Raw genomic sequence first — 13074 nt, 5'->3', positions numbered from 1 at the left:
TGGGTAAAATATTTGGCGAATTGCTAATTTATTCTTCTATGTTGAGCTGTTTGGAATCGGGTATAGTTTTCAACAAAACTAATTGATCCATGGATAAACTTCTAATTTTATAGAAAATTGTATTCAGATGAAAAATGCCCCATATTCGGTAGAGGAACGCTTTGTTCGTTATGTGCAAATTGATACCACAGCAGATCCCAATTCGCCTTCCTTTCCATCAAGTGAAAAACAGAAAGACCTTTCTCGTTTGCTGGTAAAAGAGTTGAAAGCTTTGGGAATCGAAGATGCGGAAGCAGATCAGTGGGGATACGTATATGCAACCATTCCGGCAACTTCAGCCAAAGAAAATATTCCAACGATTTGTTTCTGCTCTCATATGGATACTGCTCCGGATTGCTCGGGAACAAATGTAAAACCGATCATACACCGCAATTATACCGGGGCTCCCATTACTCTTCCGGATGATCCGACACAAATTATTACAACTGAAAAGCATGCTTACCTCAAGGAAAAGATCGGTGATGATTTGATCACTGCCTCGGGTCTTACATTGTTGGGAGCCGATGACAAAGCAGGAGTTGCAATTATTATGGATCTTGCTGAGCAATTGATGAGAAAGAAGGATATTCCTCATGGAAAGATCAGAATCTTATTCACCCCGGATGAAGAAGTTGGAAGAGGAGTAGAACAGCTGGACATGGAAAAACTGGGTGCAGATTTCGGGTATACGCTTGATTCCGGTGAACTTGGAGCTATAGAAGACGAATCATTTTCGGCAGATGCCATGACTTTTGTGATCACAGGAGTAAGTGCACATCCGGGTTATGCGAAAGGTAAGATGGTTCATGCAATGAAGGTTGCAGGTGCATTTATCGATAAATTGCCAAAAGACGAATGGTCGCCTGAAAGCACTAAAGGCAGAGAAGGATTTGTTCACCCGACAGCAATTTCCGGTGGTTTGGAAGAAGTAACGCTTAGCTTTATTATCCGTGACCATGTAACTGCAAAGCTGGCAGAATACGAATCGCGCCTGGAAGGGATCTTGAAAGAAGTTATTGCACAATTTCCCGGGGCAACTTATACATCAAAAGTCACTGAGCAATACCGGAATATGAAAGAGATCATCAAGGATGTTCCTTTTGTTACGGATTATGCGATTGAGGCTATGAAAAATGCAGGAATTACTCCTAAACCAACCATTATTCGTGGCGGAACAGACGGTTCAAGAATGTCATTCATGGGCTTACCTTGTCCGAATATTTTCACCGGCGAAATGGCAATTCACAGCAAACATGAGTATGTAAGCGTTCAGGATATGCAAAAAGCCGTGGATACCCTGATAGAACTTGTGCAGATTTGGGAGAAACACTAACTCAATTCAAAATTGAAAATGCAAAATTCAAAAGATGAAGACTAAGATTTAGAAGACTATAGCCAGATACTGTCTTATGTCTTTAATCTTCGGTCTTAAGTCTTTCAATTAATTGAACTATGGAAAATCAATCAGAAAACATTTTGTACAATGATTTGAAGGAAGCCTTTTTGCTTCGCAAGGATATTTCTTTCTTGAACTTTGGTTCTTTTGGTGCTTGTCCGAAACCAATTTTTGATGAATACCAACGATTTCAGCGTGAGTTGGAGTACGAACCGGTGCAGTTCATCTTAAATAAGGGACCGGAATATTTGAAAGAAAGCAGAATTCGCCTGGCGGAATATTTGACTTGTAATTCCGATGACCTGGTGTATGTTCCTAATCCTACTTATGGGGTAAACATTGTAGCACGCTCATTGGATCTGCAGCCAGGTGATGAGATCCTGGGTACAAATATCGAGTACGGTGCTTGTGACCGAACCTGGGATTTTTACTGTGCGGAAAAGGGGGCTTCTTACATCAAACAGAGTATTTCATTACCAATAAAATCTAAGGAAGCATTTTTAGACGATTTCCGGAAAGGTTTCAGTGATAAGACGAGATTGGTTTTCCTTTCACAAATAACGTCGGCCACGGGGCTTATTTTGCCGGTTAAAGAGATTTGTGAAGAAGCGAAGCAAAGAGGGATACTTGTTTTTATTGATGGTGCGCATGTTCCGGGACATATTCCATTGAATTTGGAAACTTTGGGTCCTGATTTTTACACAGGTGCCTGTCATAAATGGATGATGACCCCGAAAGGCTCAAGCTTTCTTTATGTCAAGCCGGAACATCAAAAACAATTAGATCCTTTGATCGTGAGTTGGGGATACCAGGCAGATTTCCCTAGTCATTCGCAATTTCTGGATTATCATCAGTTTAATGGAACGCGTGATTTTTCTGCTTACCTGACTATTCCCAAAGCAATTGACTTTATGAAATCGAATGATTGGTGGGGAGTTGCAGAAGATTGCAGAATCCTGGTCCAAAAATGGCTTCCAAAATTGTGCGATGTGGTTGGTTCTGAGCCCCTGGCTCCGGTAAATGATGAATTTATAGGTCAGATGGGAAGTGTTCCTGTTCAATGTAAAAATCCGATCGAATTGAAACAGGTCCTTTACAATGAATACAAAATCGAGATCCCGGTAATGGTTCAAAATGGCCAGGCGTATGTTCGTTTTTCGATTAATGCATTTAATTCGGAGAAGGACTTGATTAAACTTGAGAATGCACTTGCTGAATTGAAAGAACGGAAACTAATTTATTAGGTATTAAATGAAGATTCAACAACATATTTTCCTTATTGGCTTCATGGGAAGCGGTAAATCAACTGTTGGTAAACTATTGGCTGAACGATTGCATCTTCCGTTTATAGATTCGGATAAAGAAATTGAGAAAACAGCAGGAAAGACCATTAATGAAATTTTTTCAGGCGAGGGAGAAGAAGCTTTCCGCAGATTGGAAATGACTTTTCTCACTCAATTAAGTTCCTCAAAACCTTCTGTCGTTGCGGTAGGAGGTGGATTTCCTATGCTTGAAGGTGCTCTTGAACTCATGCATGAATCAGGATTGGTTATTTATTTGAATACAAGCTTATTGACTTTGATCAAGAGGTTGAAAGAAGAAAAGCAGGACCGACCTTTATTAAGAGATTTGAGTGATTCCGAATTCCATCCCTTTGTGGAAGATTTATTGAGTAAGCGTGTGCACTTTTACAAGCAAGCGAAGTTAATTATGCCAAATGAACGAAACTCACCTAATGAACTAGTTGAAAAGCTGGTAAAAGAATTAAATAAACTAATTGATTAGTTATTCAAAGTCTTCTTCTATCCCAAAGAAATTGGTCTTTTCTCCCTGTGATTCTTTATTCAGGAAGTAATAGTAAAGACTGGAATGTCCGATCAAAAGGAAGAACGCAATCTTATCGAAGGTCGTGGTATCATCATACCAGTAAGAAATACCTAATAAAAACCACATAGACAGTAAATAGATGCTACCGCCAGCCCAGATGAAATAAATGAAATAAACCTTTTTTCGCCATTGCAGAACCAACCCAATGAAAATACCGGTCCAGGCGATCAGAGCAATGTTATAGAAAGTAATGAGATTCTTTTGGAAGTCTGTCCCCGCAAATCCGAGAATTTCGCCTCTTTGTTCAATAAGCGAATGGACGTCTAATCCTTTTTCCTGTTCTATCCAATCCGTATTCGTAAGGACGACGTAACCAAGAATTGTCCAAACTAAAAATATCGTCCAAATAATAATTCCCAGGTAAAAACTTATTTGGGTGTAAGTATCCGGGGACTCTTTTCCAAAAATCAGATTACGCAACCTGGATAAAATAGGAATGGGGCTTTCCAGGTGAGCTTCAAATTCTTCCCGGAATGAATGTTTTTTATCTGAATCAGTCACTCAACGAATTTAACTAATTTCGCAGAATGAATGTGCAAGATCAGGAAGGAAAATGGGAAGAATTTCTTATGGAAACACCGTCGATGAATTATTCCAGTGCGGAAGTGCAGCAATTCATTCAAACTATCCCGGTTTATACTGATTCCATTCAACAAGCAGTTTCAATTTATCAAACAGTCCGCGATTCATTTTTATATGATCCTTATCACCTGGATTTAAGACCGGATTTTTTAAAGGCAAGTGTGATCGTTTCAAAAAAACGCGCCTGGTGTGTGGAGAAAGCTGTTCTCGCTTGTGCGTGTTTCCGTGCTTTTGGTTTTCCGGCCAGATTGGGTTTTGGGATCGTTAAAAACCACATTGGGGTTGAGAAATTAGTTACTTATCTGAAACGCGAAGAGATCGTCTTTCATGGTTATGTGGAAGTTTGGATAGAAGGAAAATGGAGTAAATGTACCCCGGCATTTGATCCAAGGATCTGCAAATTAAGCGGGGTTCCTTTATTGGAATGGAATGGAAGAGAAGATTCCCTTTTTCAAGCGTATGTTGAAGATACTCAGTTTATGGAGTATTTACATTTTTACGGAGAGTTCGGAGATGTGCCTTTTGAGCTGATGCACCGGGAAATGCAGCATTATTATCCGGATTTGTTTGATGATCCGATTGATACGAGGGCATTTTCGTTTCATTTTGAATCCGGATTGATTTCCTGATTTTGGGATTTCCCAAAATCCCAATGTCCCAATATTGGGACAGGATTGATAATCAAACGATTACACCTGTTTGTTTCTTTGTACTTCTGAAAAAATAACTAATCAACTACAACAGCTACTTCATGTGCCGAACCGTTTTTCGCATTCCTCGTCTTTACAAACTTCGGTTCTAAGATCATAAACGTACAGTCATCTGTTTGCTCTCCTTCTCCTTTCCAAAAGGAGAATTGATTCATTAAACGATTGTACAGTACACTTCCATTTTGATCAGAAGCGCGCGACAAGATAAACCTCAATTGTTTTTTTCCGAATTTCTTATTGGATTCCATTCCGAACTGGTCGACCATCCCGTCTGTGAAAACAACCAGTTTGTCCTCTTCTTCCAGGATCAGATGCTGTGATTTGAATTCCAGGTGATTCATATAGGTAAAACCAATTGGAACACGTTCCCCGTTTAATTCGATTACTTCTGAGTTTCTGACGATCCAGAGCGGCATTTGAGCCCCGGAAAAGTGTAATTCACGACTTCGTTTGTCCATGCAAAAAATAGCGATGTCCATACCGTCCATTCGTTGTTCTTCTTCCGAACTGATTCTCCGAAGAATGGTTTTGCGCAGGGAGTCGAGCAATTCATTCGGTTTACGAATACCGTCGGCGAACAGTTCATCTAAGGTGTTCATTCCTAAAACACTGAGTAAAGCACCGGGAACGCCATGTCCGGTACAATCCGCTAATGCGAAAAGAATTTTTTCACTGCCATTTTCCCGGAAACTTTTCATCCAGTAGAAATCTCCTCCAACCAGGTTTTTAGGTGTATAATGCACATGTACCTGTTCGAAATGCTGGGTCAATTGTTTCCGCGATACTAATAAGGATTCCTGTAATTTTTGTGCATAACGCAGGCTATCCATCATTTCGGAATGTTGTTTTTCCAGCTGAATATTCTTCTCGTGCAAGGCAGTTGTTCTTCTCATTACCCGGTCTTCCAGTAAGTGTACATCCCACTTGATCTTTCGTGCCATTTTCAGGAACTGAATGCTGATTTGTCCGATTTCGTTTTTAGGGAGTTGATGTGAAATACTTTCATATGCCTGGTAATTGGAAGAGATGAATTCATTCATACTGCGCTGGAGCCTGCTTACCTGGATAGTAATATTCCGCACAATATAGACACTGCCAAGGATTAGTGCTAAAAAAGCGATTCCTGAAATGATATACTGCATGCTCAATGAATCATTTGATAAGGCGTATGACTCCCGGATGAATTCACCTCTGAAACGACGCAGATTGGATTGAATGTTGGATATATTCAGTGACCAGCTTGAATAATGATTGCGGTTCGGTATTGCAAATAGCAGTTGCATGCGGTTTCTAACCGAATCAAAGTACTGAAGGTATTGAGTCAGTTCCGAAGGACAATTTCCACGGGCCTGCCAATCAGCAATTTCCTGGTGAAGTGATAGGGCGTAATTTTCATCGTTCCGCATAATATAGTCCTTTTCATGTCTGCGTAAACTTAGAATTTGCTGATCAAACTGGGGGAATTCCTCTTCAATATGATGAATCACTTCCCGCATTTTCCCGATGTATCCGAATTCCTTAAATCCGATTTTTGCAAGGTCATTTAGAATACGGTCTTCTGTAAGCAACAAATCATCTAGGGTGCTCAGGAAATCCCTTTCAACCTTTTTATCGAAGAAAAAGACATTGCTGACTTCCTGTCGGATTAACTCATGGGTGAAACTGTTTTTCCTTCGGTATTCATATTCCATTTTGGCAATTGAATCATACAGGAACCGCTGATTTGTAAGATGTTCCATCCAGTCTTTGTGATCCTGTATTTGTGTAGATAAATTATCCAGCTTGAGAAGTAAAGCTTGTTTCTCGTGCATTTTCCTGTTAAAATACCAGGACATTGAGGCAAATATTAATAACACGAGACCAAATCCTCCAAGGACTACCACCAACGATTTTTTCATACTGCAAAATTCAGGTCTTCCTTTTGCTACAATGTGAATCGCATGTCAAATTGCTGTTAACTGGGATTAGAAAATGATGAATTTCTTTTGAAAGAAGTATATTTGACCAAATTAAATCGGAGCAATGAAAGCAGTATTACTTTTATTATCACTTGGACTGGCGGGCATTATCAATGCACAAAAAATTCACTATGCATTGCGGATGACCAAGCCGCAAAATCATTATTTTGAGGTGGAAATGGAGATTTCCGAATTCAAAGCAGGAGATTTGACTGTTAAAATGCCTGTTTGGGCTCCGGGTTCTTATTTAGTTAGAGAGTTTTCTAAAAATGTCAATTTGGTCCGTGCTTATAATGAAAAAGGAGAGGTGCTGAAGGTTGGGAAAACTTCGAAAAATGCATGGAAAGTTACTACAGGAAAGGCAAAAAAGGTACGCGTACAGTATGAAGTATATGCATTTGAATTGTCAGTTAGAACCAGCTTCCTTGATTTAACTCATGGATTTGCATCCAGTTCGGGAATCTTTTGTTATTTGGATGGTCATAAAGACAAAGCGGGTACGGTAACTGTTTATCCTTATACTGATTTTAAGGTAATAACAACTCCATTGGAAAAAGCAAGCGAACAAAAGTCGGGTGAAGGAGCCGAAACTTTCCAGTTTCCTAATTACGATGTCCTGGTTGATTCCCCGTTTGAGATTGGAAACCAGGAAGTTTTTGACTTTACGGTTGGTGAAACAAAACACAAAGTAGCCATTTATGGTTCTGGGAATTACGATGTTGATGAGCTGAAAGTAGATATGGCTCGTATTGTCAAATCAGAAAATGAAGTTTTTGCAGGGAAGAACCCCAATAAAAATTACACCTTCATTATTCACAATGTAGTGAACGGGCAAGGAGGTTTGGAACATGCAAATTCATGTGTGCTGAGCGTAAACCGATGGACATACGGAAGTGGATATAAAGACTTTTTATCCCTGGTTGCACACGAATATTTCCATTTATGGAATGTAAAACGCATTCGTCCGATTCAATTGGGACCATTCAACTATGACGAGGAAAACTATACATCCCTGCTTTGGGTAATGGAAGGTTTTACCTCCTATTACGACGAATTATTACTTGTAAGAGCAGGGTATTTGACCAAAGAAGAGTATTTAAGAAAATTGCAGGGAACTTTAAATTATGTTGAGGGCTCAGTTGGTACACGTGTTCAACCGGTTGCTCATTCAAGCTATGACGCCTGGATCAAAGGATATCGTCCGAATGAGAACAGTGCAAATACGACAATGACTTACTATTCCAGGGGTGCAATTCTCGGTGCTTACCTCGACGCAGTAATTATTGATAAATTCAATGGTTCAAAATGTTTGGATCACTTCATGCAATACTTGTATGACGAATTCTATATCAAGAAGAATCGCGGATTTACTGAAACAGAATTCCAGGATGCTTTGGAGAAATTCCTGGGGCAGGATATGGATTATTTCTTTGACAAGTATGTAAATGGTACCGAAGTTCCGAACTACAAGGAGGTGTTTGGGAAGATCGGAATTGATGTGATTTATACAGGAAAAGCAACTACTTCTTTCGGGGCATCACTTTCCCAGGAAGGTGGTAGCTGTATTGTTAAAGGAATCCGGGCCGGAAGTGCTGCAGAAACTGCAGGTTTGAGCGTGGGAGACGAGATTATTGCAGCGGACGGAATGCGTGTGGATAATAGTGCAGTTGAAAGTTATGTAGGAAGTTTGGGAGAAGGAGAAACCTGTAAATTATTGATTGCAAGAGATGATGTTTTAATGGAACTTACAGTTCAGATGACTTTGTATGAAAGACCATCGTTTAAATTGGAACCAAATGGATCAGCAAAAAACAAGTTGGATTATTGGCTGAGAACTACGAACTGATAACTGTGATAAAATAGTAGACGGGACTTTCGAGAGATGGTCCCGTTTTTCGTTTTTAAACCGTTTATTCAGAACTATGATGCTGCTATGCGGAGACAAGAGAAGAATATGAAGCATTACTTTCTTCCTCTCGGAGTTGATTTTTTTCCTTTGAAATTGCCGGTTTTTCCTCCAGTTCTGCCAGTTCCTCCAGGTTTGTTCCCAAAAGTACGGGAAGATTTTTGCTGTCCGGTTTTTTGCTGTTGAGCTGGCGCCTTTTTCTTAGGAGGATTTGGTTTGTTGTGAGTTTTGTCAGCTTCACCCGAAGAATCTTTCAGTAATTCGTTCATGATCCGCATTTCCGAATCTGTCAATTCGCGCCATTCACCCAATGGAATTCCTTTGAGTTCAATATTCATGATGCGTGTCCGTTCCAGTTTGGTCACATTATAACCGAAATACTCACACATTCTACGAATCTGACGATTCAGTCCCTGAACTAATATGATCTTGAAAACATTGGTAGAAATCTGTTCAACAACACATTTTTTGGTTACAACACCCAAGATGGGAACTCCGGCAGCCATTCGTTCCGCAAAATCCGGTGAAATGGGCTTGTCAACCGTAACTATGTATTCTTTCTGATGCTGGTTTCCGGCGCGCAGAATCTTGTTCACGATATCGCCATTACTGGTTAGGAAGATCAATCCTTGTGAATCTTTGTCCAATCTCCCGATGGGGAAAATACGTCTCGGATGACCGATATAATCTACTATATTGTCTTCAACCCCCTTTTCTGTCGTACAGGTAATCCCTTTGGGTTTATTCAAAGCAATGTACAAATCGTCTTCCTCATCTTTCCGTTGGATTGTATGACCGTTAACAACCACCGTATCGCGAGGGAAAACCTGTGTACCGATCTTTGCACGCGCACCGTTAATGAACACCGACCCTTGCTCAATGTATTTATCGGCCTCTCTTCGTGAGCAATAACCGCTATCACTGATGAATTTATTTAATCGGATCGATTCGTGCATGACACTTTATTAAAAAACAAATTAGAATGCGAAGTTAGTTTATTCTATCCGATCTCTATATTTGATTCGTACTATTTAGCTTATTTAAAGCTGAACACTAATTGTAATCTCACCTTTTTTTTCGCAAGCAGTGATGTCCTGATTTGAAGTATATTGTATGCAATTATTTACGCATTGCATGATCGTATCTAATTCTGTGGATGCTAATTCTTTTTGAGAATTGATTTGGTAAACTTCATCCTGCGACTCAGGTTGTAACTTAAGCACCAAAACAGAAAGTGTTTCGGCATTGACTTTTTTTGAATACGTTACAAATCCATCTACAGTAAATTCTATTAGGATCTCTTTTTGATCTGTGGCAAACTCGAAACTTAGATCGGAACCAAGATCCTTTTTAAACAATAGATTGTTTTTTGTATCTGAAATGATAATTACACCATTTTTCTTGTTGCCGGTTATCTTTCCGGCTAAACGATTGATATTTCCACCCAAATGAGCGATTTCAATTGCATAATTCAATGGTTTCTGATACTGATCCAATGAAAACCAATACTCATGTGTTTTATCTTCGCGGATTGTTTGATGTAAGATTTGCCCATAGATGGTTTGGAAAGCCATTAAAGCAATAAGGGTAGTTATCGTTTTCATTTAAGTTTTTCAAGTTTTTGTAGCACAGTAAAAGTAATATCAAAATTGAAAAAATGAACAAAAAAAAGGCCGACTCTGTTCAAAATCGGCCACAAAAGTAAAAAACGATAATTCTATTTTATTGCTCCGGCACATAACTTCATGCGAAGTACACGTTTTGCTGCAGCATCAACAAGTGCTTTAAAATTGGCATCAGAACGGTATTTCGTCAGGATTTCACCATGAGACTTCATACAATCCAAAGGCATCAATAAAATATCAACACCTGCTTCAATCGCTTTCACACTATTTCCTTTTACTGCGGTAACTCCTCCCATGTTCATTGCGTCAGTAACTACCAAGCCTTTAAAACCAAGTTCTTTGCGCAATAGGTCAGTGATGATCACTTTCGAACAAGTAGCCGGGAGTCCGTTTGTATTGTACTTTGGATTATTTACAACTGCCAGGTGACCAATCATAATACTCAAAACCCCTTTTTCGATCAGGCTAGGGTAGGTCGGTACTTCTTTCAATTCACCGTCGATTGCCTGAAGTGATTTATGTGTATCACCGGAAACTAAGCCATGTCCGGGGAAATGCTTAGCTGTAGCAATGATTCCATGTTCCTGCATACGGGCAATAAAAGCATTTGACCATGGGATATTGTTTGCCTCTACTTTCGCGAATCCTCTGTAGCCAACCGTTCCGTTCTTCGCTAAATCAACAACCGGAGCAAAATTGTAATTGATTCCAATTGCTTTTAATGTTGCTGCAATGGTGTCAGCGCATTGATTCACTTCTGCAAGAGAAGTAATTTCATTTGCTTTCTTAACCGGTGAAGAACCGGAAATTTTGCGGTTAAACAAACTTGGTTCAGCATCAGCACTATATAAGAATCCCGGGTTTCCATTTTTACCATTCAAGTCATTAAATTCCTTAATCCAGGAAGTGAATTCCGTTTTACTTCCATTCAGCATTAAGACTCCGCCAATTGTACGCTTTCCAATCAATGCTTTGATGGAGTTTGGAGTATTTCCAAGTCGGCCTACAGCAGGCATAATTAATTGCGCTACAATGGCTGTGTCATCCAGGGTTTTAAACAGTTCTTCCACATCTTTGTCCAAATCCGCATTCTCACTCAGATAATCAGTAAGCTTGAACGTATGTTTTATTTCGGGAAGTTGCGGAACCTTCCGCTCTTCTTTTTGAGTTTCTGTTTTAGTACCTTCAGCATTTTGTCCGCAAGCCTGCAGTAATAGTGCAGAACAAGCGCAAATTGTGATCCAATGTTTCATCTCTACTTTTATCATAGTTGCTGCAAATGTAAGCCGAAAGTTAGTAAAGATTGCTTTTTGGATCGGCACTTATAAACAATTCAGGAGTGAATTACGCCATTTTGGAGGAAGCAAAAAAGCCGGTCTGCTATATCAGACCGGCATACTTATGGGATTGATCTTATTGTTTTACAATTCGTAATACATTATTTTCTCCGGATTCCAGAGTGACGTTCACAAGGTAAATTCCTGAAGGTAAAGTGTTCATCTGAATTTCTTTTCCGCTAATGGTTACTCGTTGGGCTTTTCCAAATACATCCGATACTTCAATTGTCCAGATCGATCCATCAACTGAGATTCTCAAGATGTCCGTTACCGGATTGGGGGAAGCGGAAATAGTTGTTTTCAAAGTTTCTTCCAGTCCCGCAGTTGAATAAATAAGACACGAAGATGTATCCGTACAGTTATTAACCGTAACAGCTACTGCATAAGAACCATCGGTATTCGGGGAGAATGTCTGCCCGGTTTCTCCGGAAATAATGGCAAAACCGGCGTTACAATTCAACCATTGATATTGAGCGCCGTTTGCTGTCGCGCTTAACTGATGCCCCGAAATGCTGGCAGCGTTATTGATCGTGTTTACTGTCAGAACTGTTGTTACAACACTGTCACATCCCAGAAAAGAAGTCAAGGTGTCATTGTATGTTCCGGAAGTGGTGTGAGTAAATGAACCAACAGTAAAGCTTTCTCCGTTGCAAATTGCTGCCGTTTGACTGGATCCGATAGCCGCCGGTTCCGTAAGCACCTGGTTTACCAGTGTCGTACACCCTGTGGCATCGGTAATGATGCAGGTATAGTTTCCGGCTCCAACGGAATTCAGGTTTTGTGTGTTTGTCGGAGGAGTGGTATTCCAGGAGAAACTGAAGGGCGTCAATCCGGAAGGGGTCAGCTGGATAGAACCGCTATTGTCTCCGTTACAGTTCAGGTCCTGGTGACTTAAAATACTACTGGAACTTACAACCGGAGTGCCCGAAAGGGCAAAAAATGCGACTCTATTGGTTGGAGAAGCTGTGGTGTTGATGATCATCACTCTTCGAACAAGTTTGGCTTGATCGGTGCAGGACAAGTTCACATCGATCCGGAATAAATGTGGTGCGGATGTATTGTGATTAGCCAGGTCCCCCGGCCGGTATGTCCTGTCAAACCCGCTGATCACAGCTCCGGAACCGGTCATCCAATTCGGAACTGTAGGGTTAGGTTGTGGCAAGATCCATACAGTTCCATCTGTGAATTCGATAATGCCTAAAATAGATCCGTCTCCTTCCGTTGAAAAGCCAAGAAAACTAAGTGAAGAATAAGATGCAGGTGTAGTTAATTCGAGGGAGTCCATTTGCCCGGTAGAAAGCAAAATACAGTTTTTGGATGTGTAAGGAGCTAATTGGTAAGTACTGCTTCCAGAAGTAATTAGCCCGTTATCGGGTAATCCGGTACCGGTGTTAAGTTGGGTGCCATAATTCTGATTGTAAAGCACGTAATTGTCACTACCAAAGGTAGTGTCGGTTGTTGCAACAGCGGGAGTGGTTTCCGCGATGACGTCGTAATTGTATCCTGTGACAGCAATTGGAGTGTGATTCTGGCTATAAGATAGCGAGGATGCTGCCAGGAAAATCGGCAAAATAAAGGAGATTTTCATAACGTGTTTGTTTTTAAGTTTAACGATTGATCCCAGCTCTGTTAGA

The 13074-nt window shown here is 40.3% G+C and carries 11 protein-coding genes; 5 read left to right on the top strand and 6 right to left on the bottom strand.

Annotation, left to right across the window (positions count from 1 at the left end):
• The first annotated feature begins 127 nt into the window (after positions 1-127).
• The 3 genes from pepT (at position 128) to K0S23_RS04840 (ending at position 3220) form a co-directional block, all read left to right on the top strand.
• Complete coding sequence (gene pepT / locus K0S23_RS04850; RefSeq protein WP_300355060.1) at positions 128-1372, top strand: peptidase T; 1245 nt, start codon at positions 128-130, stop codon at positions 1370-1372.
• Positions 1373-1491: 119 nt separating this feature from the next.
• Positions 1492-2679, top strand: coding sequence for an aminotransferase class V-fold PLP-dependent enzyme (locus K0S23_RS04845; RefSeq protein ID WP_300355057.1), 1188 nt, complete (start codon positions 1492-1494; stop codon positions 2677-2679).
• A 7-nt stretch (positions 2680-2686) separates the two neighbouring features.
• On the top strand, positions 2687-3220 hold the full coding sequence (locus tag K0S23_RS04840; RefSeq protein WP_300355054.1) for a shikimate kinase: 534 nt from the start codon (positions 2687-2689) through the stop codon (positions 3218-3220).
• Here the strand turns inward: K0S23_RS04840 and K0S23_RS04835 are convergent, their stop codons facing one another.
• Positions 3221-3823, bottom strand: a complete 603-nt coding sequence (locus tag K0S23_RS04835; protein WP_300355052.1) for a hypothetical protein — start codon at positions 3821-3823, stop codon at positions 3221-3223. It abuts the gene before it with no gap.
• 26 nt (positions 3824-3849) lie between these two features.
• On the opposite strand from K0S23_RS04835, the gene K0S23_RS04830 reads away from it, so the two are divergent.
• Entirely contained in the window at positions 3850-4533 is a 684-nt protein-coding gene (locus K0S23_RS04830) for a transglutaminase family protein (RefSeq protein WP_300355049.1), read from the top strand.
• A 98-nt stretch (positions 4534-4631) separates the two neighbouring features.
• Here the strand turns inward: K0S23_RS04830 and K0S23_RS04825 are convergent, their stop codons facing one another.
• Positions 4632-6512 carry a SpoIIE family protein phosphatase gene (locus K0S23_RS04825; protein WP_300355046.1) on the bottom strand — a complete coding sequence of 627 codons (1881 nt, stop codon included), beginning with the start codon at positions 6510-6512 and terminating at the stop codon, positions 4632-4634.
• A gap of 124 nt (positions 6513-6636) precedes the next feature.
• On the opposite strand from K0S23_RS04825, the gene K0S23_RS04820 reads away from it, so the two are divergent.
• On the top strand, positions 6637-8418 hold the full coding sequence (locus K0S23_RS04820) for a PDZ domain-containing protein (RefSeq protein WP_300355043.1): 1782 nt from the start codon (positions 6637-6639) through the stop codon (positions 8416-8418).
• 116 nt (positions 8419-8534) lie between these two features.
• On the opposite strand, the gene rluF is transcribed toward K0S23_RS04820, so the two are convergent.
• The 4 genes from rluF to K0S23_RS04800 form a co-directional block, all read right to left on the bottom strand.
• Positions 8535-9434: a 23S rRNA pseudouridine(2604) synthase RluF gene (gene rluF / locus K0S23_RS04815; protein WP_300355041.1), complete on the bottom strand. Its 900-nt coding sequence runs from the start codon at positions 9432-9434 to the stop codon at positions 8535-8537.
• 84 nt (positions 9435-9518) lie between these two features.
• Complete coding sequence (locus K0S23_RS04810; protein ID WP_300355038.1) at positions 9519-10082, bottom strand: hypothetical protein; 564 nt, start codon at positions 10080-10082, stop codon at positions 9519-9521.
• A 113-nt stretch (positions 10083-10195) separates the two neighbouring features.
• Positions 10196-11356, bottom strand: a complete 1161-nt coding sequence (locus K0S23_RS04805) for a glycoside hydrolase family 3 N-terminal domain-containing protein (protein WP_300355036.1) — start codon at positions 11354-11356, stop codon at positions 10196-10198.
• A gap of 160 nt (positions 11357-11516) precedes the next feature.
• A complete protein-coding gene (locus K0S23_RS04800; protein WP_300355033.1) occupies positions 11517-13028 on the bottom strand; it encodes a T9SS type A sorting domain-containing protein in 1512 nt (503 codons plus the stop codon).
• Between the last annotated feature and the right edge of the window lie 46 nt (positions 13029-13074).

This window comes from Fluviicola sp., from assembly GCF_029266855.1.
GTDB lineage: Bacteria > Bacteroidota > Bacteroidia > Flavobacteriales_D > Crocinitomicaceae > Fluviicola.
The sequence above is the reverse complement of the archived record's forward strand: the minus strand, read 5'-3'. Positions and strand labels throughout refer to the sequence as shown.